This window comes from Pantoea sp. CCBC3-3-1 (assembly GCF_007981265.1).
GTDB lineage: Bacteria > Pseudomonadota > Gammaproteobacteria > Enterobacterales > Enterobacteriaceae > Erwinia.
The window spans coordinates 3,912,154-3,936,556 of the sequence record NZ_CP034363.1 but is presented as its reverse complement, the minus strand read 5'-3'; the positions used below and the strand labels follow the sequence as shown (position 1 = coordinate 3,936,556).

Annotated in this window: 20 protein-coding genes; 15 read left to right on the top strand and 5 right to left on the bottom strand. The window is 54.1% G+C overall.

The window, feature by feature from the left end:
- Window positions 1-46 precede the first annotated feature (46 nt).
- Both EHV07_RS18385 and rlmM read left to right on the top strand, forming a co-directional pair.
- Window positions 47-442 (top strand): DUF423 domain-containing protein, encoded by a 396-nt coding sequence (locus EHV07_RS18385; protein ID WP_147199616.1) that lies wholly within the window; start codon window positions 47-49, stop codon window positions 440-442.
- The gene (gene rlmM / locus EHV07_RS18380) at window positions 435-1,535 is read left to right on the top strand and encodes a 23S rRNA (cytidine(2498)-2'-O)-methyltransferase RlmM (protein ID WP_147199615.1); all 1,101 of its coding nucleotides are present in this window, start codon (window positions 435-437) and stop codon (window positions 1,533-1,535) included. The genes EHV07_RS18385 and rlmM overlap by 8 nt, the downstream gene beginning before the upstream one ends.
- A 178-nt stretch (window positions 1,536-1,713) precedes the next feature.
- Here rlmM and xni read toward each other — a convergent pair whose 3' ends face one another.
- The 3 genes from xni to queF form a co-directional block, all read right to left on the bottom strand.
- Complete coding sequence (gene xni / locus EHV07_RS18375; protein WP_147199614.1) at window positions 1,714-2,484, bottom strand: flap endonuclease Xni; 771 nt, start codon at window positions 2,482-2,484, stop codon at window positions 1,714-1,716.
- 45 nt (window positions 2,485-2,529) lie between these two features.
- Window positions 2,530-3,891: a nucleotide 5'-monophosphate nucleosidase PpnN gene (gene ppnN / locus EHV07_RS18370; protein WP_147199613.1), complete on the bottom strand. Its 1,362-nt coding sequence runs from the start codon at window positions 3,889-3,891 to the stop codon at window positions 2,530-2,532.
- 195 nt (window positions 3,892-4,086) lie between these two features.
- Window positions 4,087-4,932: an NADPH-dependent 7-cyano-7-deazaguanine reductase QueF gene (gene queF / locus EHV07_RS18365; protein ID WP_147199612.1), complete on the bottom strand. Its 846-nt coding sequence runs from the start codon at window positions 4,930-4,932 to the stop codon at window positions 4,087-4,089.
- A 136-nt stretch (window positions 4,933-5,068) separates the two neighbouring features.
- Between queF and syd the strand changes: the two genes are divergently transcribed.
- The 4 genes from syd (at window position 5,069) to EHV07_RS18345 (ending at window position 7,780) form a co-directional block, all read left to right on the top strand.
- The gene (gene syd / locus EHV07_RS18360) at window positions 5,069-5,623 is read left to right on the top strand and encodes a SecY-interacting protein (protein WP_147199611.1); all 555 of its coding nucleotides are present in this window, start codon (window positions 5,069-5,071) and stop codon (window positions 5,621-5,623) included.
- 584 nt (window positions 5,624-6,207) lie between these two features.
- On the top strand, window positions 6,208-6,534 hold the full coding sequence (locus EHV07_RS18355) for a YqcC family protein (protein ID WP_147199610.1): 327 nt from the start codon (window positions 6,208-6,210) through the stop codon (window positions 6,532-6,534).
- Entirely contained in the window at window positions 6,534-7,313 is a 780-nt protein-coding gene (gene truC / locus EHV07_RS18350) for a tRNA pseudouridine(65) synthase TruC (RefSeq protein ID WP_147199609.1), read from the top strand. The genes EHV07_RS18355 and truC overlap by 1 nt, the downstream gene beginning before the upstream one ends.
- Before the next feature lie 17 nt (window positions 7,314-7,330).
- Window positions 7,331-7,780 (top strand): flavodoxin, encoded by a 450-nt coding sequence (locus EHV07_RS18345; RefSeq protein WP_147199608.1) that lies wholly within the window; start codon window positions 7,331-7,333, stop codon window positions 7,778-7,780.
- A 71-nt stretch (window positions 7,781-7,851) separates the two neighbouring features.
- On the opposite strand, the gene garD is transcribed toward EHV07_RS18345, so the two are convergent.
- Window positions 7,852-9,411, bottom strand: coding sequence for a galactarate dehydratase (gene garD / locus EHV07_RS18340; protein ID WP_147199607.1), 1,560 nt, complete (start codon window positions 9,409-9,411; stop codon window positions 7,852-7,854).
- Between the two features lie 510 nt (window positions 9,412-9,921).
- On the opposite strand from garD, the gene EHV07_RS18335 reads away from it, so the two are divergent.
- The 6 genes from EHV07_RS18335 to EHV07_RS18310 all read left to right on the top strand — a co-directional run bounded on the left by EHV07_RS18335 (window position 9,922) and on the right by EHV07_RS18310 (window position 16,888).
- A complete protein-coding gene (locus EHV07_RS18335) occupies window positions 9,922-11,265 on the top strand; it encodes an MFS transporter (protein ID WP_147199606.1) in 1,344 nt (447 codons plus the stop codon).
- Between the two features lie 9 nt (window positions 11,266-11,274).
- The gene (locus EHV07_RS18330; protein ID WP_147199605.1) at window positions 11,275-12,612 is read left to right on the top strand and encodes an enolase C-terminal domain-like protein; all 1,338 of its coding nucleotides are present in this window, start codon (window positions 11,275-11,277) and stop codon (window positions 12,610-12,612) included.
- Between the two features lie 26 nt (window positions 12,613-12,638).
- A complete protein-coding gene (gene gudD / locus EHV07_RS18325; protein WP_147199604.1) occupies window positions 12,639-13,973 on the top strand; it encodes a glucarate dehydratase in 1,335 nt (444 codons plus the stop codon).
- A 20-nt stretch (window positions 13,974-13,993) separates the two neighbouring features.
- On the top strand, window positions 13,994-14,764 hold the full coding sequence (garL, locus tag EHV07_RS18320; protein ID WP_147199603.1) for a 2-dehydro-3-deoxyglucarate aldolase: 771 nt from the start codon (window positions 13,994-13,996) through the stop codon (window positions 14,762-14,764).
- 22 nt (window positions 14,765-14,786) lie between these two features.
- A complete protein-coding gene (gene garR, locus EHV07_RS18315; RefSeq protein ID WP_147199602.1) occupies window positions 14,787-15,671 on the top strand; it encodes a 2-hydroxy-3-oxopropionate reductase in 885 nt (294 codons plus the stop codon).
- 77 nt (window positions 15,672-15,748) lie between these two features.
- Window positions 15,749-16,888 (top strand): glycerate kinase, encoded by a 1,140-nt coding sequence (locus EHV07_RS18310; protein WP_147199601.1) that lies wholly within the window; start codon window positions 15,749-15,751, stop codon window positions 16,886-16,888.
- A 61-nt stretch (window positions 16,889-16,949) separates the two neighbouring features.
- Here EHV07_RS18310 and barA read toward each other — a convergent pair whose 3' ends face one another.
- Complete coding sequence (gene barA, locus EHV07_RS18305; protein ID WP_147199600.1) at window positions 16,950-19,682, bottom strand: two-component sensor histidine kinase BarA; 2,733 nt, start codon at window positions 19,680-19,682, stop codon at window positions 16,950-16,952.
- Between the two features lie 112 nt (window positions 19,683-19,794).
- Here barA and rlmD point away from each other — a divergent pair, with 112 nt between their 5' ends.
- From rlmD to mazG, 3 genes are all read left to right on the top strand, one after another.
- Complete coding sequence (gene rlmD, locus EHV07_RS18300; RefSeq protein ID WP_147199599.1) at window positions 19,795-21,111, top strand: 23S rRNA (uracil(1939)-C(5))-methyltransferase RlmD; 1,317 nt, start codon at window positions 19,795-19,797, stop codon at window positions 21,109-21,111.
- A 33-nt stretch (window positions 21,112-21,144) separates the two neighbouring features.
- Window positions 21,145-23,373, top strand: coding sequence for a GTP diphosphokinase (relA, locus tag EHV07_RS18295; RefSeq protein ID WP_147199598.1), 2,229 nt, complete (start codon window positions 21,145-21,147; stop codon window positions 23,371-23,373).
- 207 nt (window positions 23,374-23,580) lie between these two features.
- On the top strand, window positions 23,581-24,363 hold the full coding sequence (gene mazG / locus EHV07_RS18290) for a nucleoside triphosphate pyrophosphohydrolase (RefSeq protein WP_217363416.1): 783 nt from the start codon (window positions 23,581-23,583) through the stop codon (window positions 24,361-24,363).
- Window positions 24,364-24,403: the final 40 nt, after the last annotated feature.

Below are 24,403 nucleotides of genomic sequence, written 5' to 3'. Positions count from 1 at the left end.
TCCTGCGTGGCTCCGGCGGCGCAGGCAAGTTCAGAGGATGATATCAATGTCGAGTCGTGCAATGCTGATTTTTACGGCAATCAGCGGGTTTGTGTTTGTGATGCTGGGTGCGTTTGGCGCCCACATGTTAAGTAAGTCTTTAGGCCCGGGCGAAATGGCCTGGTTGAAAACCGGCCTGGAATACCAGGGGTTTCATACGCTGGCAATTTTGGGTTTGGCCGCCGCTATGCTGCGTCGCGCCAATATCTGGTTTTACTGGAGCAGCGCCTTTCTGGCGCTTGGTACCGTGCTGTTCAGCGGCAGCTTATATTGTCTGGCGCTGTCCCACCTTATGCTGTGGGTTTATGTCACGCCAGTCGGGGGCACCTGCTTCCTGATTGGCTGGATTTTGATGTTAGTTGGCGCACTGCGTCTGAAAAAAAGGGCAGAACGCCATGAATAAAGTTTTACTCTACTGCCGTCTGGGCTTTGAAAAAGAGTGTGCGGCAGAGATCACTGCAAAAGCCGCAGAACGCGAAGTCTTCGGTTTCGCGCGCGTGAAAGAAGACTCCGGCTACGTGCTGTTTGAATGCTATCAGCCAGAAGAGGCGGAAAAGCTGGTGCGTGAGTTACCTTTCAGCGAGCTGATCTTTTCCCGCCAGATGATCGTGGTGGGCGAGCTGCTGCGCGATCTGCCACCAACCGATCGGGTAACGCCTGTTGCTGGCATGCTAACTGGCGTAGTGGAAAAGGGCGGCGAACTGCGGGTTGAAGTCCCTGATACGAACGAAAGCAAAGAGCTGCTGAAGTTTTGCCGAAAATTTACCGTTCCGCTGCGTGCTGGCCTGCGTGCTGCGGGGATCCTGCTGAATTACGAAAGCAACAAGCGTCCGGTAGTGCATGTCTTTTTCATCGCACCGGGCTGCTGCTACGTCGGTTATTCGCTGCCTGAGAACAACTCGCCGTTCTTTATGGGCATTCCACGCCTGAAGTTCCCGTCTGACGCACCCAGCCGCTCAACGCTGAAACTGGAAGAGGCGTTTCACGTCTTCATTCCTGCCGACGAATGGGATGAACGTTTGGGGAGTGGGATGTATGCGGTGGATCTCGGTGCCTGCCCCGGTGGCTGGACCTATCAGCTGGTTAAACGCAGCATGATGGTTCACGCCGTAGACAATGGCCCGATGGCACCCAGCCTGATGGATACCGGCCAGGTCTTCCATCATCGCGAAGATGGCTTCCGCTATCGCCCTACGCGCAGCAATATCTACTGGCTGGTGTGCGATATGGTAGAAAAACCGGTTCGCGTAGCAAACCTGATGGCCGACTGGATGATCAACGGCTGGTGCCGCGAGGCTATTTTCAACCTCAAGCTACCGATGAAAAAGCGCTACGAAGAAGTATCGCAAAATCTGGCGATGATTGATGAAAAGCTAAAAGCCAACGGCATCAACGCGCAGATTCGGGCGCGTCAGCTCTATCACGATCGTGAAGAGGTGACGGTGCATATCTGGCGGATTTGGAGCGCAACGCCAGGCCGTCGCGACGAGCGTTAAGCGAAAACGACTGCGGCTTATCAGAGCACTGAGAAACTCAACGCGCGAGGAACAGAGGTCAGGAACAAAGGGTCACGGGCCATGGACGGAGCCGGCCACGGATATCGCTTTTTGCGTCTTTGTGAAAATCTTCTGTTCCTCGTGCCTCCACTGTCCCGCAGATGCCTGGCATCGCTGGTTAAACCTGAGGCGTATTTTGCGGTAGACGCAGCGCCTTCAGGTTCCCTTCTAAAATCAAATCGGTTTTCAGCGTAGCAACCTGACGGCAAATCTGTGCGGTCTCCTGCTGCTGCTCTAATTTTTTCCGCCACTTTTCCGCCACCGCGGGCAGGTTCTGCCAGATGGCGTCCAGCGTGCCGAACTCCTTCAGCAATTCCGCTGCGCTTTTCGCGCCAATACCCGCCACGCCTGGGATCTTGCTGCTGCTAATACCAGCCAGGCCCCAGTAGTCGGTCAGCTGCGAAGGTGCCACGCCAAATTCGCCGGTAATAAACGGCACGTCCAGCCAGCGCTTCTGAAAATAGTCGCGAATCAAAATATTGGGTGCCAGCAGCTGACAGTAGCCTTTGTCGGTAGAAACAATCGTCGCCTGATGACCGCTGGCGGCCACTTTTGTCGCCAGCGTCGCGGCAAGATCGTCCGCTTCCTCGCCGACTGCCTGCCAGCAGGCGACGCCTGCGGCTTCAAAAGCGGCTCTTAGCTGTGGCATCTCCTCTTTCAGATTATCCGGCATAGGCGAGCGGCCCGCTTTATAGTCGGGCAGCAGCTGGTGACGCCAGCCTTCATGACGATCGTCGTCATCGAAAACCGCAACGGCGTGCGTTGGCTTGCTGTGCAGAATAAGCTGCTGCAATGCATGCACACAGGTTTCCTGGCAGGGCGAATCCTGAACGGCATGAATGCGGCGGATCAGGTTGAGAGCGTCAACAATCAGTAAATGAATGGTCATAAGTACACACAAAGAAAGAGCGGCACGGCTGCCGCTCCCGGGTAATTATCTGATGATTTCGTAGCAGGGGATGTAGGCCGTTCCCGGCAGCTTCATACGGTGCTGGGCAACAAATCCCTGTAACAAATCGTCCATGCGGCGCATCATTTCCGGATCGCCATGCAGCTTGTACGGGCCTTTTTCTTTAATCTCCCGAATTCCTAAATCTTTTACGTTACCGGCCACAATGCCGGAGAAAGCCCGGCGCAGCGAGGCGGCCAGCTGTTCGGCAGGCTGGTCAGGGTAGAGATTAAGATTGGCCATATTTTCATGCGTCGGTATAAAGGGCACCTGAAGTTCAGGATCGATGCGTATTGCCCAGTTGAAGCTGTAAGCATCTCCCGTTTCGCGACGGTGTTCTTTTACCTTCGGCATCGCCTTCTTCATCAGGCGTGCCACTTCGGGCGCGTCATCAATAATGATGGCGTAGTGCTTACGAGCGGCTTCACCCAGCGTACTGACGATGAATTCGTCCATGACGCGGAAATAGTCCGCGCTCTCTTTCGGCCCGGTGAGGATCAGCGGAAGGACCTGCTCCTGGTTTTGCGGGTTCATCAGAATGCCCAGCAGATAAAGCAACTCTTCTGCGGTACCAACGCCCCCCGGGAAGATAATAATTCCGTGCGCAATACGGACAAACGCTTCCAGACGCTTCTCAATGTCCGGCATAATAATCAGCTCATTGACCAGCGGATTCGGCGGCTCGGCAGCAATGATCGACGGCTCGGTCAGCCCGATAAAGCGTCCTTCTTTATAACGCTGCTGCGCGTGGCCTACCGCTGCGCCTTTCATCGGCGCTTCCATCACCCCCGGACCACAGCCGGTACAGATATTCAGTTCTCTTAGCCCCAGCTGCGAACCGACATTGCGGCAATACTGATATTCAACCGCATTGATTGAGTGGCCACCCCAGCACACGACGGTATTAGGCAGTTCACCAACGTGCAGCGCCCGGGCGTTACGCAGGATAGAGAACACCAGGTTAGTGATCTGCACCGAATCGTCGGCGTTTTGCTGGAAACGTTCAGCGCTGTCGAACTGGCCGTTGACGAACAGAATGTCGCGCAGTACGGCAAACAAATTCGCCTGCAAGGCCCGAATGATGCGCCCGTCCACAAAGGCTTCTTCCGGTGGGTTAATGAGTTCCAGCTTGACGCCGCGCTCGCGACGCAGAACGTTGATATCGAAGTTCTCAAAGCGTGACAACAATTCATGACTGCTGTCTGTCTGGCTACCGGAGTTAAGGACGGCGAGTGAACAGTTGCGAAAGAGTTGGTAGAGGTCGCTGCTGGCGGTACGTTTCAGCATATCGACTTCCAGTTGTGACAACAGATCCATTGAGCCCAGCGGGCTGATATGAGTAATCAAATTAACTCCTTTACACCCATAAGGGTAAGTCACTCAGCAACAAACATTTACCTGAGCGCCTCAGGCAAATGTGAAAGAGATCGCGCCACAGAGCGAGGCTGCTCCGCTTCGCTCCTGTCCAGATTAGCCCTGTCCGCAACAGATAAACAAGAGTGCACGTGGTGCTAATGCGTAACAACTCGCAAATCGAACCCTTTACTGACGTACCAGGCGGGAAAGACCCGGCCGGAAATCGCCGTTGCTGCGCCATGGATTGATATCCAGACCACCGCGTCGGGTATAGCGAGCATAAACGCTCAGGCTTTCTGGCTGACAGAAGCGCAGGATGTCGTTAAAAATACGCTCTACGCACTGCTCATGGAACTCATTATGGTGGCGGAAAGAGACCAGATAACGCAACAGCGCCTCGCGCTGAATGCGCGGGCCGCGATAGCTGATTTGTACCGAGCCCCAGTCAGGCTGGTTGGTGATCAGGCAGTTAGACTTCAGCAGATGGCTGACCAGCTGCTCTTCCACCACTTCAGGCTGTGTCGCCTTTTCCAGATAGTCGGTCGTGAACTGATAGTTATCGATTTCGATATCCTGTTCGTCAATGCAGTAACCGGAAAAATGGCCAATCGGCTGGCCTTCGATTTCCCGCAGACGGAATAACGCGACGCTGACGTTGCCCTGAGCGCAGGCGCTAAGGTCGCGCTCAAGCGTCGCTCGCACTTCACCCCAGTCAGCAAATTTCGTCTGATTAAAGCTGTTAAGGTAAAGCTTAAAGCTTTTCGATTCGATCAGATTAACGCTGCTGGCATCCAGATTAACTTCGCCTACCGCTACCTGCGGCAGCCCTTTAGCGTTAAGCCAGGACAATTCATACAGCGTCCAGATATCGCCGCCGTGGAAAGGTAAGTTCTCAGGATAAAGCCCAAGAGGCTCACGGTTCATACTCCGTGGCACAGCCTGCAATAAAGAAGGCGCATAGCTATCGTGATACTCTGTTGGTTTTCCCAACGTCAGGCCGCTGAGCGCCTGATGTGAATCTGGTGAAGACATCGTAATACCTTTTGGCCTGCCTTAAGCTGGCGGTGTCGCAAATTAAATTTCCGCTCACGACGCGCCAGATGGCGTATTCGCGAGTGAATATGAACATAGCCTTAGTGTAACTCAGGCCGTTAAGAGTGAAAAAAGAATGAGTGAAGAGATTACCCATGCACTGAAAGAGTTTACCGATAAATACTGCCATCGCTGGATCCAGCAATGCGGTCATCCCCCTGCCAGCAGCGAACTCTATGGTGTGCCTTCCCCCTGCATTCAGCAAACGGTGGGGGAAGCAATTTACTGGATGCCGCAGCCTTTTACGCTGGCGAAAAATTTCGATGCGATAGAACGAGCGTTAGATTTGCAATTGCAGCCGGCAATTGTCGCCTGGTACACCTCTCAGTTTGCCGGTGATATGTATGTCAATATTGGCGGCAAGGACTGTACGTTGTTGCAGACCTGGAGTGAAGACGACTTCCTGCGGGTGCAGGAAAATTTGATCGGTCATCTGGTGATGAAGCGCCGTCTGAAACAGACTCCCACCTTATTTATCGCCACTACGGCTTCTGAAATGGATGTCATATCCGTATGTAATTTGAGCGGAGAAGTCATTCTTGAGCAGCCTGGAACGCAGAAGCGTGAAGTACTGGCCAAAGACTTAGCCGCGTTTGTTGACGCTCTGGAGATAATTGATCCTGTACAATAATGTGCCGGTCCCCGTGTGAGAGATATCTTACAATATCTGTAAGATATCGCTTTTTAATACGTCGGGACTGATAAAGCTTTTTTGACAAAAACCTAGTAAATCAAAACGTTGTTTTAGATGTTTCCGAACAAAAACGGGTATAAATCAAAAAAGTGCTCAGGCTATATTGTTTGCCTGGGGGATTCGGGCAAAATCTATTACGTCGGAAGGGATGCTGTTACTTATGGAATGAGTCAGGACACATCGGGAAGATGCAACAGGGAAAGGCTTCAGGATGAAGTCAGGATATCTCAGGATTGAGACCAGGGACACCTCCAGGATGGAGAATGGGAGCTGCCAGTATAGGCAGCGAGCCAGGATGCTTAGGGACTCTCGCCAGTGACGGTGAAAAAGTAAGGAAGCTGCAGGACAAAGTTATCAAGGACGAGCAGGGAGCATAGATGTAGCGGGATGGCTGCGAACGAACCGGGAGCACTGTTTTCACAGTGCTCCCTTTTTTTCGTCCATACTTTTACCATCTCCGCGTGGTAGTGCTATGCTTGCGGCCCTTTTTTAACTCTGAATTCTGATACAGGAGAGCGCTTATGAGCCGGGAACAACAAGTTCGCGAACGCTTGCAGGCGATTGAGCAGGTATTACACGATGCGGGACTGTGGCAAACCTGCGCCCCAAACACAGAGGCTTTTGAAAGCCCGGAACCCTTCTGTGTGGATACCATGATGCCGGTTCAGTGGCTGCAATGGGTGTTTATTCCGCGCATGCAAAACTTACTGGATACAGAAACGCCTCTGCCGGTTAAGCTGGCTATTGCGCCTTATTATGAAATGGCGCTGGAAGGCAGCATGCCCGGCCGGGCGACGTTGCTTCACATGCTGAATCAGCTGGATCAACTGTTCGAGCATGATTCCTGATGCTGGAGATTTTGTATCAGGATGAATGGCTGGTGGCGGTAAATAAGCCTGCCGGATGGCTGGTTCACCGCAGCTGGCTCGACAGACATGAAAGCGTTTTTGTGATGCAAACCGTACGCGATCAAATTGGTCAGCACGTGTTTACCGTTCACCGCCTTGATCGACCGACTTCAGGCGTGTTGCTGATGGGATTGTCCAGCGAGGTCGCCCGGTTATTGTCGCAACAGTTTGAGCAGCACCAGCTGCAAAAAACCTACCATGCTGTGGTGCGCGGTTGGCTTGATGGCGAAGAAACCCTTGACTATGCCCTGACCGAAGAGCTGGATAAAATTGCGGATAAATTCGCCAGTCCTGAGAAGGCCCCCCAGCCTGCGGTAACGCACTGGCGTGCGCTGGCCACTGCTGAGTTACCGGTTCCGGTTAGCCGTTATGAGACATCGCGTTATACGCTGATGGAGCTGAAGCCGCAAACAGGCCGTAAGCATCAGCTGCGCCGTCATATGACTCATCTGCGCCATCCGATTATCGGCGACAGCGCGCATGGCGATTTGCGGCAAAACCGGAGTGCGGCCCAGCATTTCGGTATGAAACGGCTGATGCTGCATGCCAGCGAACTTCAGCTGACTCACCCGGTTACGGGAGAACCGCTGGTACTGCGTGCCGGGCTGGATACTGTCTGGCAGGGAGCAATGCAGCAATTTGGTTGGCAGGCGTGTCTCCCTCATCTTCCCAGGGTTGAGTTTGATGCCGCCCGCCTTCAGGATAGTGCAGCAGAATAAAGGAAAAGGAGAAAAGCATGGCTCAGGTAGGTATTTTTGTCGGTACGGTTTACGGTAATGCACTGCTGGTTGCGGAAGAAGCGGAACCTCTGCTGGTGGATCAGGGCCACCAGGTAAAAATTTTTGAAGATCCAACGCTGGATGACTGGCTGCGCTACAGTGAAAACGTGGCGCTGATTATCACGTCGACGACAGGACAGGGTGATTTTCCGGACAGTATCGCGCCTCTGTTTCACGCCATTAAGGATAAGCTCGGTCATCAGCCCACGTTACGCTATGGCGTAATCGCGCTGGGCGATAATAGCTATGATGATTTCTGTGGCGCAGGCAAAAAATTTGATGATTTATTGCAGGAGCATGCTGCCCGGCGCATAGGTGATGTTTTGCTGATCGATGCGACCGAGCATCCCGAACCGGAAGAAGTCTCTTCACCCTGGATTGAAGAATGGGCTAAACAGCTTGGCTGAAAAGGTTTGATTCCTCCCTGTCAGCATTAAAGCGGTGCCGGCCAATACGCTTACCGGCACCGTAAAATAAATCAGGTGACAGGGGCAGGATTAAAGACCGCCAGTGAATTGCGTATCCCCCAGCGATCTGACCAGGTCTGTTTGCGTCCGCTGGCAATATCCAAAATCAGTTCAAACAGCCGCCAGCCCACCTGCTCAATGGTCTCTTCTCCCGTCGCTATCGTTCCCGCATTAATATCCATCAGGTCATGCCATCTGTCGGCAAGCGCCGTTCGGGTAGCCATTTTGATCACCGGGATCACCGCAAGGCCGTAAGGCGTGCCGCGACCGGTCGTAAACACCTGTAGGGTAATACCCGAAGCCATCTGCTGCGTGCCGCAAACGAAATCGCTGGCGGGCGTTGCGGCATAAATCAGGCCGCGTTTAGTCGGACGCTGACCCGGCGAAAGCACTTCGACAATGGCGCTTCGTCCGGATTTGGCAATTGAGCCCAGCGCCTTTTCCACCACGTTGGCTAACCCCCCTTTTTTATTGCCCGGAGAAGGGTTCGCGCTACGATCGGTTTTCCCCATATTCAGATAGTCGTCATACCAGGCCATCTCTTCCAGCAGGCGCTTACCCACCTCTTTATTGATCACGCGTGGCGTGAGCAGATGAACGGCATCGCGCACTTCCGTGACTTCTGAAAACATCACCGTTGCGCCGCAACGTACCAGCAAATCGGAAGCAAAACCCACGGCGGGATTCGCGGTGACGCCCGAGAAAGCATCGCTACCACCACACTGCATGCCGACGACCAGTTCTGAAGCCGGAACGGTCTCGCGCTGACGCTGGTTCAGGCGCTGTAAATGGCGTTCGGCAACCTGCAAAATATCCTGCACCATCGATTCAAAGCCGACATGTTTTTCGTCCTGAAGGCGCACAATATCTTCTTCACCAAGCGAAATGGCCTGTACGTCAGGGGTGCCTTCCAGCAAGCGCTCCGGCTGCAACTTCTCACAGCCCAGCCCCACGACCATAACTTCGCCGCCGAAGTTAGCATTCAGCGAAAGATTATGGATAGTGCGAATAGGAACGATGGCGGCAGGCGCATTGATCGCTACGCCGCAGCCATAAAGATGATTGAGGGCGACCACGCCATCGACATTGGGATAGTTGGGCAACAGCTGCCGCTCAATAATCTGAACAACATAATCCACAACGCCCGCGACACAGTGAACGCTGGTGGTAATCCCCAGAAGATTTCGTGTTCCCACACTGCCATCGGCGTTGCGATAGCCTTCAAAGGTATACCCTTCAAGCGCAGGTAAATCGGCAGGAATATGGGTGGCGAGCGGCAGGCTGGCGAGTTCCGGTGCTTCCGGCAACACCACCAGCGACTCATCAATCCAGCTGCCGCGCAGAATATCGCGCAGGGCATAGCCGATGACTTCACCGTAACGAATAATATCGTTGCCCTTGGCAATATCGCTTAACGCAACTTTATGCCCCTGGGGAATATGCTCTTTGAGTTGTAAACCGCATGGAAATTCCGTGCCCGCCTTCAGGCCGTTATTATTGACCACGATGGCGACATTATCGTTTTCATGCACCTTAATATAGAGAGGTGTGTCATTTTGCGTTTTGTTCATTGCTCGACAAGTCCTGAAATAAATGAAAGAAGCGTTTTCTTTCTCTCCCTGAAATACGAGATTTAAAGACTTTGTGAGTAGACGTTATTCTGCTGTTGGACAGTATATGAGCCGGCCGGGGCAAAAACATTATGCAAATGTCCGACATCATACTTCTTTAACCGTTTATTTTAGGGCGTTTCCCCAGCAATCAGTGAGAGTGCTCACAAACAATGCGGCATTACCGTTAGAGTGTGACCGCTTCCACAGATTATCAGGTTCCGTGAGCCAGCCCGCAGCATGTTGTGCAATTGCCAAAAGAACAGGGCTATTTAACCGGTTTAACCGGGCAGTTTACTGATGTGTTCCCGTTTTACCCTTCTTATACTTTTTAGCGAACGGGACAGAGTTGTTAGCGCATTATTCTGCTATTTAATCGCTGTGTTTAACCCAACGTCATTCTGATACCCAACGCGATGTGTATGCAGTCCAGAGTGAGTTTGCCTGACCGCTATATTTCAGGAGTGCATCATGAATTCAATCAGCAGTGCTGCGAGCGAAGTGCAAAAAAGAACGAATGCTCGCTACTGGATAGTGGTGATGTTATTTATCGTCACCTCTTTCAACTACGGGGACCGCGCAACGATCGCCATTGCGGGTTCGGCCATGTCAAAAGATATTGGGATGGACTCGGTCGGGCTGGGCTACATCTTCTCGGCATTCTCCTGGGCTTACGTTATTGGGCAAATCCCCGGCGGCTGGCTGCTGGACCGCTTTGGATCTAAAAAGGTCTATTTCTGGAGTATTTTTCTGTGGTCGCTGTTTACGCTGTTGCAGGGATTTGTCGACCTGTTCAGCGGCTTCACCATTATCGTCACGCTTTTTATGCTGCGGTTTATGGTTGGGCTGGCCGAAGCGCCCTCGTTTCCGGGCAACAGTCGTATTGTCGCGGCATGGTTTCCGGCGCAGGAACGCGGCACCGCCGTGGCCATTTTCAATTCAGCACAATACTTCGCGACGGTTATTTTTGCACCGATCATGGGCTGGCTAACGTCGCAGGTGGGTTGGGCGCATGTATTCTGGTTTATGGGGGGGCTCGGCATCATTATCAGCTTTATCTGGCTGAAAGTGATTCACGATCCTAACGATCATCCGGGCGTCAACAAAGCCGAACTGGAGTATATGGAGCAGGGCGGCGCGTTGATCAACATGGATCAAAAGAAAGAAGATCGTAAAGTCAGCTGGGCAGAAAAACGTTATCAAATTAAGCAGTTAATCGGATCGCGTATGATGCTTGGCATCTACCTCGGGCAGTATTGCATTAACGCTTTAACCTACTTTTTTATTACCTGGTTCCCGGTTTATCTGGTGCAGGCGCGCGGCATGTCGATTCTGAAAGCCGGCATGGTGGCCTCTGTCCCAGCCATCTGCGGTTTTCTGGGCGGCGTACTGGGCGGCATTATTTCTGACTGGCTGATGCGTAAAACCGGCTCCCTTAATATTGCACGTAAAACGCCGATCGTGGCGGGCATGCTGCTCTCTATCACCATGGTGGTCTGTAACTATGTCGATACCGAATGGGTCGTGGTGTTCTTTATGTCGCTGGCATTCTTTGGGAAAGGCATTGGTGCACTCGGCTGGGCGGTAATGGCGGATACCGCGCCAAAAGAGATTAGCGGTCTCAGCGGCGGCCTGTTCAATATGTTCGGTAATGTCTCCGGCATTATTACGCCTATCGCTATCGGCTACATCATTGCCACCACCGGCTCCTATAACGGTGCGCTGATTTACGTCGGTATTCACGCCTTCGTTGCGGTATTGAGCTATCTGGTGCTGGTACGTGATATCAAACGTATTGAGCTGAAATCCCTGTAAGGACGGAATATGGATACGCAAAGCAGCCCGACCATTACGGATATGAAAGTTATCCCCGTGGCGGGTCACGACAGTATGTTGCTTAATATTGGCGGTGCTCACGGCGCTTATTTTACCCGAAATATCGTGGTACTGACGGACAGCGCCGGGCATACCGGCGTAGGCGAAGCACCAGGGGGCGAGACCATTTATCAAACGCTGATGGACGCCATTCCCCAGGTAAAAGGGCGGGAAGTGGCAAGGATGAACCGGCTGGTGCAGGACGTGCACAAAGGCAACCAGTCGGCTGATTTCGATACTTTTGGTAAAGGCGCCTGGACTTTTGAGCTGCGGGTGAACGCGGTAGCCGCGCTGGAAGCGGCGCTGCTGGATCTGTTAGGACAATGCCTGAACGTGCCGGTGGCGGAGCTGCTCGGCCCTGGCAAGCAGCGTGATGAAGTGACGGTGCTGGGTTATCTGTTCTATATCGGCGACCGCGAGCAAACCGATCTTCCTTATCTTGCGGGCAAACAGGCAAAACACGCGTGGTATCACCTGCGTCATCAAAAGGCGATGGACAGCGCCGCCGTGGTGCGTCTGGCGGAAGCTGCCCAGGACAAATACGGCTTCAAAGACTTCAAGCTGAAGGGCGGCGTTCTGCCAGGTGAACAGGAAATTGATGCGGTGAAAGCGATGAAAAAACGCTTTCCTGACGCGAGAATTACCGTCGATCCCAATGGGGCCTGGCTGCTGGATGAAGCCATTGCGCTGTGCAAAGACATGCAGGGCATTCTGACTTATGCCGAAGATCCCTGCGGTGCAGAACAGGGTTATTCAGGTCGCGAGGTGATGGCCGAGTTCCGCCGTGCAACGGGCCTGCCTGTCGCCACCAATATGATCGCCACTAACTGGCGCGAGATGAATCATGCGGTGATGCTCAATGCCGTCGATATTCCGCTGGCGGATCCGCATTTCTGGACCCTGAGTGGAGCAGTTCGCGTCGCGCAGCTTTGCGACGACTGGGGGCTTACCTGGGGCTGCCATTCCAACAATCATTTTGATATTTCGCTGGCGATGTTCACCCATGTGGGGGCGGCCGCGCCGGGTAAACCGACGGCCATTGATACCCACTGGATTTGGCAGGAAGGGAACCAGCGCCTGACTAAAGAGCCTCTGCAAATCCGCAACGGCAAGATTGCCGTGCCGGATGCGCCAGGATTGGGGATAGAGCTGGATTGGGCACAAGTTGAGAAAGCCCATGCGCTGTACAAAACATTGCCTGGCGGCGCACGTAACGACGCCGCCTCTATGCAGTATTTGATCCCTGGCTGGACTTTCGATCGCAAGCGTCCCGCTTTTGGCCGCTGATGCCCACTTCTCAGAAGGAACAGGTTATGAGTCAAACAACACCGCTGATAACGGAAATGCAGGTGATCCCCGTGGCGGGACACGACAGTATGCTGCTGAATCTCAGCGGCGCTCACGGTCCTTTTTTTACCCGGAACATTGTCATTATCAAAGACAATTCCGGGCATACCGGCGTGGGAGAAATACCCGGTGGCGAAAAGATTCGTCGCACGCTGGAAGAAGCCGCCGCGCTGCTGAAAGGACACAGCATTGGAGAATATAAAAACCTGCTGAGTCATGTGCGCAATACCTTTGCCGATCGTGATTCGGCGGGACGGGGAAATCAGACCTTTGATTTGCGCACGACAATCCACGTCGTCACCGGCATTGAAGCCGCGCTGCTGGATCTGCTTGGGCAGCACCTGGGCGTGAACGTGGCTTCGCTGCTGGGCGATGGGCAGCAGCGCGATCGCGTCGAAATGCTGGGCTATCTGTTCTATGTCGGCGACCGGCGTAAAACGTCGCTGCCTTACCAGAGCCAGCCGGATGAGCACTGTGACTGGTATCGCCTGCGCCACGAAGAGGCGCTGACGCCGGAGGCGGTGGTTCGCCTGGCGGAAGCCACGTATGAAAAATATGGTTTCAACGACTTCAAGCTGAAAGGCGGCGTGCTGGCCGGCAGCGAAGAAGCCGAAGCGGTTACCGCACTGGCTAAGCGTTTTCCTGAAGCAAGAATTACGCTCGATCCAAATGGCGCATGGTCGCTGAACGAAGCGATCGCGCTGGGCAAACAGCTGAAAGACGTGCTGGCTTATGCTGAAGACCCGTGTGGCGCAGAACAGGGCTATTCAGGCCGGGAAGTGATGGCGGAATTCCGACGTGCGACGGGTCTGCCAACCGCCACCAACATGATTGCCACCGACTGGCGGCAGATGGGTCATACTTTATCTTTGCAGTCCGTCGACATTCCGTTGGCCGACCCGCACTTCTGGACGATGCAAGGCTCCGTCCGCGTGGCGCAGATGTGCAACGACTTTGGCCTTACCTGGGGCTCACATTCCAATAATCATTTCGATATTTCACTGGCGATGTTCACTCATGTGGCCGCAGCCGCTCCTGGCAAAATCACCGCCATCGACACCCACTGGATCTGGCAGGAAGGCAATCAGCGCCTGACGCGTCAGCCTCTACAGATCAAAGGTGGCTGTGTGCAGGTACCGCAAAAGCCGGGGCTGGGCGTCGAGCTGGATATGGATCAGGTAATGAAGGCTCACCAGCTGTATCAAAAATTTGGTCTGGGCGCGCGCGACGACGCGCAGGCAATGCAGTTCCTGGTACCAAACTGGACCTTTGATAACAAACGCCCTTGTCTGGTGCGCTAACCCTTTTTCAGGAGAGAGCAATGAGCTATGTAAGCAGTCCTAACAGCTTCCGCCAGCGTTTACTGGCAGGCGAAACCTTAATCGGCAGCTGGTGTGCGCTGGCAAATCCTGTTACCACGGAAATTCTTGGTCTGGCCGGTTTCGACTGGCTGGTGCTTGACGGAGAGCATGCCCCAAACGACATCACCACCTTTGTCCCTCAGCTGATGGCACTGAAAGGCAGCGTCAGCGCACCGGTAGTGCGTCCTCCCTGTAATGAGCCGGTAATCATCAAGCGTCTGCTCGATATCGGCTTCTCTAACTTTCTGATCCCGTTTGTTGAAACGGAAGAAGAAGCGGTGCGCGCCGTCGCCTCCACGCGCTATCCGCCAATGGGCATTCGTGGCGTGTCGGTTTCGCATCGTAGCAACATGTACGGCACCGTGCCGGAGTACAACAGCACCATCAACAGCAACATCACCGTGCTGGTACAAATTGAAACGCAGCAGGCGGTGGACAACATTGATGCGATAGCGGCAGTTGAAGGCGTGGACGGCATCTTTGTCGGTCCTGGCGATCTGTCGGCGGCACTGGGCTATCTCGGGCAGCCGGCCCATCCGGAAGTCCTGAAAGTCATTAAATATATCTTTGAACGAGCGAAAGCAGCGGGCAAACCGAGCGGCATCCTCGCGCCGGTGGAAGCCGATGCCCGGCGCTATCTGGAGTGGGGCGCCGGTTTTGTGGCGGTAGGCAGTGACGTAGGCGTGTTCCGTGGAGCCACTCAGGCTCTGTGCGATCGCTTCAAAAAATAACGCATATTTTAAGGAGACAGAAATGAAAATCGGATTTATTGGTCTGGGCATCATGGGCAAACCCATGAGCAAAAACCTGCTGAAAGCGGGCTATTCGCTGGTTGTACGCGATCATAATGCAGACAGCGTGGCGGAAGTGGTCGGCCTTGGTGCCACCGCGGCCGAGTCGGCAAAGGCGATAGCTGAGCAGAGCGACGTCATTATCACCATGTTGCCTAACTCACCACACGTCAAAGAAGTGCTGCTGGGCGAAGGTGGCGTCATTGAGGGCGCGAAACCCGGTACGATCGTTATTGATATGAGTTCCATCGCGCCGCTTGCCAGCCGCGAAATTCATGAACAACTGGCGAAGAAAAACATCGCTCTGCTGGATGCGCCCGTCAGCGGCGGCGAACCTAAAGCGGTAGACGGAACGCTGTCGGTAATGGTCGGCGGTGATAAAGAGCTGTTCGATAAATGCTACGACATTATGAAAGCGATGGCCGGTTCTGTTGTTCATACGGGAGATATTGGCGCGGGCAACGTTACCAAGCTGGCAAATCAGGTGATTGTGGCGCTGAATATTGCAGCCATGTCGGAAGCGCTGACGCTGGCGACTAAAGCGGGTGTAAATCCGGAACTGGTTTATCAGGCGATTCGTGGCGGACTGGCAGGCAGTACCGTATTAGATGCCAAAGCACCAATGGTCATGGATCGCAACTTCAAACCGGGCTTCCGTATCGATCTGCATATTAAAGACCTGGCGAATGCGCTGGATACCTCGCACGGCGTGGGTGCCCAGCTGCCGCTGACGGCGGCGGTGATGGAGATGATGCAGGCGCTGCGTGCCGATGGCCTTGGCACGGCCGATCACAGCGCCCTGGCTTGCTATTATGAGAAATTAGCGAAAGTAGAAATCAGTAAGTAAGCCAGGAATCCGGCTTAATTATTAAGCCGGAACCTGCATTTCTGGCGCAGGCCAGTCCAAACGCGCACGGATAACGTATGAAAATAGTCATTGCACCTGATTCATATAAAGAGAGCCTGACAGCCCAGCAGGTTGCCACGCAAATCGAACAGGGATTTAGTGAGATTTTTCCTGAAGCACAGTATGTCAAACTTCCGGTTGCCGATGGCGGAGAAGGCACGGTAGAAGCGATGGTCGCCGCGACCAAAGGTAAAATTATCCGGCTGAACGTCACCGGTCCGCTGGGTGAAGAGGTGGAAGCCTTTTACGGCCTCTCCGGTGACGACAGCTGCGCCTATATTGAAATGGCCGCGGCCAGCGGACTCGAACTGGTTCCCGCTTCACGCCGCGATCCGCTGATCACCACCTCACTGGGTACGGGGGAGTTAATCCGCAACGCGCTGGACCGAGGCGTTGAGCACTTCATTATCGGCATTGGCGGCAGCGCCACCAACGATGGTGGGGCCGGAATGGTTCAGGTGCTCGGCGCAAAGCTTCTCGACAAGCAGGGAAAGCAAATTGGTTTTGGCGGCGGCAGGCTGGCGGAGCTGGACAGCATCGATCTCAGCGAATTTGATTCGCGCATTAAAAATTGCCGTTTTGAAGTCGCCTGTGACGTGACAAACCCGTTACTGGGGGAAGAGGGGGCTTCCGCCGTATTTGGCCCGCAAAAAGGTGCCACGCCAGAACTGGTCAGACAGCTGGATAAGGCGCTTGAGCACTATGCACGGATCATTCAACGCGATCTGGATATCGATGTGCTTTCCATTCCGGGCGGTGGTGCGGCCGGTGGCATGGGCGCGGCGCTGCATGCATTTTGTCAGGCTGAACTGCGTCGGGGCATTGAAATTGTCACTGAGGCGCTGGGGCTGGATGAGCTGGTGAAGGACGCCACGCTGGTGATCACCGGCGAAGGACGCATCGACAGCCAGACGATTCACGGTAAAGTGCCGATTGGCGTAGCGAAAGTAGCCAAACGCTACAACAAACCGGTGATTGGCATTGCCGGAAGCCTGACTGCCGACGTTGCCGTGGTGCATCAGCACGGGCTGGATGCGGTTTTCAGCGTTATTTACAGCATTTGCACGCTGGAAGACGCGCTGGAAAACGCTGCGGAGAACGTTCGAATGACGGCAAGAAATATCGCCGCCTCGCTGGCAATTGGCCAAAAGATGTAGCGCTTTGGAATAAAACAGCCCCGGTTTAATGGGGCTTCCGCATATTGTCTGTTGCGTGCCGTCAGTGAGATCGGCTCAGCCTTTCTTTTGCCAGCTTCGCGACGTTTTCCATCTCATCAAGCAACTCAAACAACTCCGGTTCAATATCCGCAATAGGGTTATCGGCCCGCAGAGCTTGCTCCAGCTGCTGGCAAAGCGCCTTCATGCGGGGCACACCGCTGTAGCTGGCGCTGCCGTGAAGCTTGTGAATAATATCCCGCAATCCCTGCCTGTTTTCATCGGCCATATGATCTTCAACCTGCCTGCGAACTTCCGGCAGGAAATCCACCAGCATCTGGAGCAAATCGCGTGCTAAATCGGGCTTATTGGCGGCCTGGCGCAGCGCGAGATCCCAGTCAAGCGATGCCGAAACGCCGTTTGATACGGGCACAGCAGGTAAAAGATGAGGCGAATAACGCGCCAGCAGATGGCTAAGCTTAACTTCATCTATCGGCTTGGCGAGATAGTCGTTCATGCCCGCTTTGATCAAATGCTCTTTCTCGCCATCCAGGGCGTGAGCGGTGACGGCGACGATAGGCGTGTTGATATGATGAGGGATTTCCCGAATCAATTCGCTGGCGCGCAGGCCGTCAATTTCCGGCATCTGAATATCCATCAGGATAATATCCAGCTCCCGTTGTTCAGCCTGCTGAATGGCGGTGACGGCGCTGTCGCAGAGAATAATAGTCTCCGCCTGCTCTTCCAGCAGCGCGCCGATCAGTTTCAGGTTAGCCGGGTTATCATCTACGGCCATCACCGTAAGCGGAAGTTTAATTCTGTTCGTGCGGAAATCGGTCTCGCGTGCGTGATTGTCAAGCAACACGGGCAGCAGGCGGGAGAGCGAAACCGGTTTGATCAGGCAGGCACTGACCCCTTTTTCCTTCAGTTCTTCGGCATGAACCTGCATCTGGCAAGGCAACGCCATAATAACGTGATCGGCCCGTTTCAGCGCAGGAAGCAGCGCGTCCAGGCACAGTTCACGGTGCCGCTCTTTCGCTATCGGTAAGCCAACTAACAGCGCGTCGTAGCGCTCCTTCTGCAAGCCTTCCAGCGTGGTGCTGTAGCTGACGGTCATGTTCGTGGCCGCAAGCAGGTCTAACGTTGCCTGGGCAGCGGCCGGGTTGGCTTCAACATAGGCAAGGCTTTTGCCGTGCAGGCAGTCTACCGCATGCAGATCGCTGGCGGCATTGGGGTTAAGCGCCAGGTTAACGTGGAACCAGAACGTTGAGCCCTGATTCAGCCGGCTGTGGAAGGAGATTTCACCGCCCATCTCATTGACCAGCTTCTGAGTAATGACCAGCCCCAAACCGGTGCCGCCGTGGCGACGTGAAATGCTGGCGTCGGCCTGACGAAACGCCTGGAACAGCTGTGACTGCTGCTTTTCGGAAATGCCGATACCGGTATCGTGGATCTGAACTTCCAGATCGACCCGATTATTACTTTGCGAACGCTTTTCTACGCGAATATCAATGTGGCCGCTTTCGGTGAATTTGATCGCGTTGCCCAGCAGGTTTACGACGATTTGCTGCATGCGCAGCGGATCGCCGATGGCATTGTCCGGCACGTCATGCTGGATGCTTAGCGTCAGTTCCAGCCCTTTTTCATGAGCCGACTGCGCCAGCAGTACCACCACTTCATCCAGCGTGGCGCGCAGCGGGAAAGGAATGGTTTCCAGCACCAGCTTGCCCGCTTCCAGCTTGGAAAAGTCGAGCACGTCATTAATGATGCTTAACAAGTTATTCGCGGAGCGTTCGATGGTATGCAGATAATCGCGCTGGGTAATATTCAGCTGTGTTTTCAGCGTCTGACGGGTAAAACCAATCACGCCATTCAGCGGCGTACGCAGCTCGTGCGACATATTGGCAAGGAATTCTGACTTGATCCTGGCTGCTTCCTGAGCGCGTTTCTTCGCCAGATCCAGCTCAACGTTCTGGATCTCCATCTGCTCTAACGTCTCGCGCAGATCTGACGTCGCCTGGTCAATATTCTGCTGCATCTCTTCATGGTAGGCGGTCAGCGACATCGCCATTGAGTTGATGCCGTTTTTCAGCATATCCAGCTCGCCGAGCATATGCCCGGTGACGCGGCTGTCCAGCTGGCCGCGACGAATGCGGTCAACGGTATTCACCATATCGCGAATCGGCCCGGTCACGTCCCGCATCAGCCGGTAGGCGAACAGCATGGCAAGACAGAGGCAAAACAGCAGCAGCAGGGTTGAAACAAAAACTTCTTTATATTGCTGTAGCCTGACCGACTGTAAATCCAGTTCGATAGCGACATAGCCGAGCGGATTACCGTCAGGCTTGACGTTTTCTCCCGGCGACTCATCCGGGTAATAGCTTTCGGATAAAATAGGCGTTCGCAGAATTACCGAGTTGCCCTTACGTTCATAGCTGAAGGTCGCCGGCAGCGGGCTGCCTGCTGGCAGACGTAATTTGTCGGCGCTGAGATGATAGTTAGAGGTAACGAACAGCTGATTCTGCGCGTCAAAAACGGTAATCGCCCGAACGATATCCGAATGCCGACGGTGCAGCAGGCTGACCAGCTGGCGCACCGACTCCTTACTGCGGAAGGTCATGCCGTATTCACTGGAAACGGCCAGTGGCTCAATAATATTGGCACCGGCATCCACCAGCTGACGCTGAAGTTCATTGTAGCGATGCACAATAAAGAAGGTGCTTAACAGCAGCCCGATCATCAGCGTGGGCGCCAGAATCAATATCATCATGCGTGCCCGCAGGCTGTATTTGGTCATAATCATCCTGTAGCGCGATGATAATCGCCCGCTGTCACACCTCGAATTAATTCGACTGCTGGTGTAGGCTACGCGCGTTTACGCTAACTACTTTTCGAGATAAAACTGAATAATGGCGCAATTCTACTCTGCAAAACGGCGCGTGACGACCCGCCAGATCATGACAGTGACAGTTAATGACCTTGACGGTTCAGGGCAGGGCGTCAGTCGGCTTAATGGTAAAGCGTTGTTTATCAATGGCGCATTGCCAGGCGAGCAGGTTGAAGTAGAAATCGTCGAAGACAAACGTTCGTGGGCGCGGGCAAAGACAACGCTTATTCTGAGCACCAGCCCGGAACGGGTGAAACCTCAATGTCCGCACTATCACCAGTGCGGCGGTTGCCAACAGCAACACGTTTCTTCTGCGTTGCAGCAGCGCAGCAAAGCAAACGCCCTGTCTCATTTATTGCATCAGCAAACCGGGCAGCAAGTCACAGTCGATTCTATTCTGGCGGGCGAATCTTACGGCTATCGCCGCCGTGCCCGCCTCAGCCTGAATTATCATCAGCGTAGCCAGAAATTACAGATGGGTTTTCGTCAGGCAGGCTCCAGCGAGCTGGTGGCGATTACCCAGTGCCCCATTTTGAAGCCCGAACTTAATGCGTTAATTCAGCCGCTGCACCAGGCGCTGAGCAGTTTGCAGGCGGTCCGACGGCTTGGACACGTTGAGCTGGTGCTGGCTGACAACGGCCCGCTGCTGGTTTTACGCCATTTGGATCCGTTAAGTGCGGCCGACCGACGTAAACTGGAACAGTTTTCGCATGATCGGCAAGTTGCACTCTTTTTAGCCCCGGATAGCGAGACGCTTGAACAGGTTAAAGGCGAGAAGCCTTTTTACCGCCTTGATGGCCTGACGCTGACCTTCAGTCCGCGTGATTTTATTCAAATCAATGGCGAACTGAATCAGCAGATGGTGGCGCAGGCCATCGACTGGCTGGATCTCCAGCCGCAGGACCGGGTGCTGGACCTCTTTTGCGGTATGGGCAACTTCACGCTTCCGTTAGGAAAAAGGGTAGAAAATGTTACAGGAGTGGAGGGTGTTGCAGCATTAGCGCAAAAGGGTGCGTATAATGCCACGCAGAATAATCTGAATAATATCGCTTTCTTTCAGCACAATCTGGAAGAGGACGTGTCCGGGCAGCCCTGGGCAGCTGAAGGATTTAACAAAGTTTTACTGGATCCGGCCCGGGCTGGAGCCGCAGGTGTGATACCTCACATTATTAAACTTGCGCCCCAATGCGTGGTCTATGTTTCCTGTAATCCGACTACACTTGCTCGGGATAGTCAGATTCTTCTGGCGTCCGGCTACCAACTGGAAAGGGTTACCCTGCTTGATATGTTTCCGCATACCGGGCACGTGGAATCCATGGTGTTATTTAGCCGAAAATAGCTTCCCGGAAGGGAGCGTTAGTCTGGAGAGGATATGGTTGCGGTAAGAAGTGCACATCTGAATACGGCTGGCGAGTTTGCACTCGATCAATGGATCGCCCGTTTGGGGATCGCTAACCCGCAGTCATGTGAACGACTCGCCGATACCTGGAGCTATTGCGAAGAGGCGACCCGGGATCATCCCGACGCGGCTCTGCTGCTCTGGCGCGGCGTGGAGATGGTCGAAATCCTCTCAATGCTCAGCATGGATAACGAAAGCCTGCGTGCTGCACTGCTGTTTCCGCTGGCCGACGCTAACGTAGTTTCTGAAGCGGTACTGGAAGAGAAATTCGGCACGGCCATCGTCTCGCTGGTACATGGCGTAAGAGACATGGACGCCATCCGCCAGCTAAAAGCCACCCATAACGATTCAATGGCCTCCGAGCAGGTGGACAACGTTCGCCGTATGCTGCTGGCGATGGTGGAAGATTTCCGCTGCGTGGTCATCAAGCTGGCTGAGCGTATCGCCCATTTACGCGAGGTAAAAGACGCGCCGGAAGATGAGCGCGTACTTGCCGCGAAAGAGTGTACGAACATTTATGCGCCGCTGGCTAACCGACTCGGTATCGGCCAGCTGAAATGGGAGCTGGAGGATTTCTGTTTCCGCTACCTGCATCCCGACGAATACAAGCGCATTGCCAAACTGCTGCACGAGCGGCGTATCGATCGCGAAGGCTATATCGATACCTTCGTGCAGTCGCTGCGCACCGAAATCGTTAAAGAGGGCGTTAAGGCGGAAGTCTATGGCCGTCCCAAGCATATCTACAGCATCTGGCGCAAGATGCAGAAAAAATCACTGACGTTTGACGAGCTGTTCGACGTGCGTGCCGTACGTATCGTGGCCGAACGTTTACAGGATTGCTATGGCGCGTTGGGGATTGTGCACACGCTGTATCGCCATCTTCCCAGCGAGTTTGATGATTACGTGGCAAATCCGAAACCTAACGGCTACCAGTCAATTCATACCGTGGTGCTGGGGCCGAAAGGCAAAACCGTTGAAATTCAAATTCGTACCCGCCAGATGCATGAAGATGCAGAGCTGGGCGTTGCTGCGCACTGGAAGTATAAAGAGGGCGGTACAACGGGCAGCGCACGTGGCGCGTCAGGTCATGAAGAGCGTATCGCCTGGCTGCGTAAACTGATTGCCTGGCAGGAAGAGATGGCGGACTCCGGCGAAATGCTGGACGAAGTGCGCAGCCAGGTGTTCGACGATCGTGTTTATGTGTTTACCCCAAAAGGGGACGTGGTGGATCTGCCCGCTGGCTCAACGCCGCTGGACTTTGCTTATCATATCCACAGCGATATCGGGCACCGCTGCATCGGCGCAAAAATCGGCGGCCGTATTGTGCCCTTTACCTATCAGCTGCAAATGGGCGATCAGATCGATATCATCACCCAGAAGCAGCCGAATCCAAGCCGTGACTGGCTAAACCCGAATCTGGGCTACGTGACCACCAGCCGTGGACGGTCAAAAATTCACGCCTGGTTCCGTAAGCAGGATCGCGACAAAAATATCATTGCCGGAAAACAGATTCTGGATAACGAGCTGGATCATCTTGATATCAGTCTGAAAGAAGCTGAAAAGCTGCTGTTGCCGCGCTATAACGTCAACTCGCTGGATGAACTGCTGGCGGCGATTGGCGGCGGTGATATTCGTCTGAACCAGATGAGCAACTTCCTGCAATCGAAGCTCAACAAGCCAAGTGCGGAAGAAGAAGATCGCGAAGCGTTACGCCAGCTGACGCAGAAGTCCGCCGCGCCGCGCAGCAAGGAGAGTGGCCGGGTCGTGGTCGAAGGCGTCGGCAATTTGATGCATCACATTGCGCGCTGCTGCCAGCCGATCCCGGGTGACGATATTACCGGTTTTATTACGCAGGGCCGGGGTATTTCTATTCACCGCGCAGATTGCGATCAGCTGACCGAGCTGATGTCGCACGCGCCAGAGCGCATTGTTGATGCTGTCTGGGGCGAGAGCTATTCCAGCGGCTATTCGCTGGTGGTGCGTGTGACTGCTAACGATCGCAGTGGTTTACTGCGCGATATCACCACGATTCTCGCTAACGAGAAAGTTAACGTGCTTGGCGTCTCCAGCAGGAGCGATACTAAAAAGCAGCTGGCAACCATCGATATGGATATTGAAATCTACAACCATCAGGTGCTGGGACGCGTGTTGGCGAGGCTCAACCAGGTGCCTGATATCATCGACGCGAGAAGATTGCATTAATCTTTCAGGTGGCTACTTTGCTTGCCATTTTGCGGTCTGGCAGTGCTCACCCCTGGTCACATACTTGAGTATGCTCCCAGGGGATTGCGCGCTGGCAGAACGCAAACTGCCAGCGCCAGGAGCGCCACGACGTTGCCTGCATGCATTTTCCTTCATCATGCCGTAAAGTTATCCGACTGTTTTCATCACACTCAAATGGACTCCGCTATGACCTCACTCGATCGCCTGCTGGGCATCATGAAAACCCTGCGCGATCCGCAGAAGGGCTGCCCATGGGATCGCGAACAGACTTTTGCCTCTATCGCGCCCTACACCCTCGAAGAAACCTATGAAGTGCTGGATGCCATCAGCCGGGAAGACTTTGACGATCTCAAAGGCGAAGTGGGCGACCTGCTGTTTCAGGTTGTTTTTTATGCGCAAATGGCGGAAGAAGAAGGGCGTTTTGATTTTGATGCCATCTGCCAGACGATTAGCGACAAGCTGGAGCGGCGTCATCCGCATATTTTTGGTGACGTAAAAGTCAGCGACAGCAAGGAAGTGCTGGCCAACTGGGAACAGATCAAAATCAGCGAACGTGCCGGAAAAGAGCAGCATTCGGCGCTGGACGATATTCCTCGTGCGCTGCCCGCTCTGATGCGCGCACATAAGATCCAGAAGCGTTGCAGCAACGTCGGTTTTGACTGGCATACGCTTGGCCCGGTGCTGGACAAAGTGCATGAAGAGATCGACGAAGTGATGCATGAAGCGCAGCAGGCCGTGGTCGACCAGCAGAAGCTGGAAGAGGAAATCGGCGACCTGCTGTTTGCCACCGTGAATTTTTCCCGCCACCTTGGCAGCAAGGCCGAAACGGCCCTGCAAAAAGCCAACGACAAGTTTGAGCGGCGTTTTCGTCAGGTCGAACAGATTATCGCCGCACAGGGCTTAGCGATGCAGGAAGCGACGCTTGAACAGATGGAAGCCGCCTGGCAGCAGGTAAAAGCCGGGGAATAGCCGTAAACCCGTTTGTAAGGAGGCGACCCAGCCTCCTTAC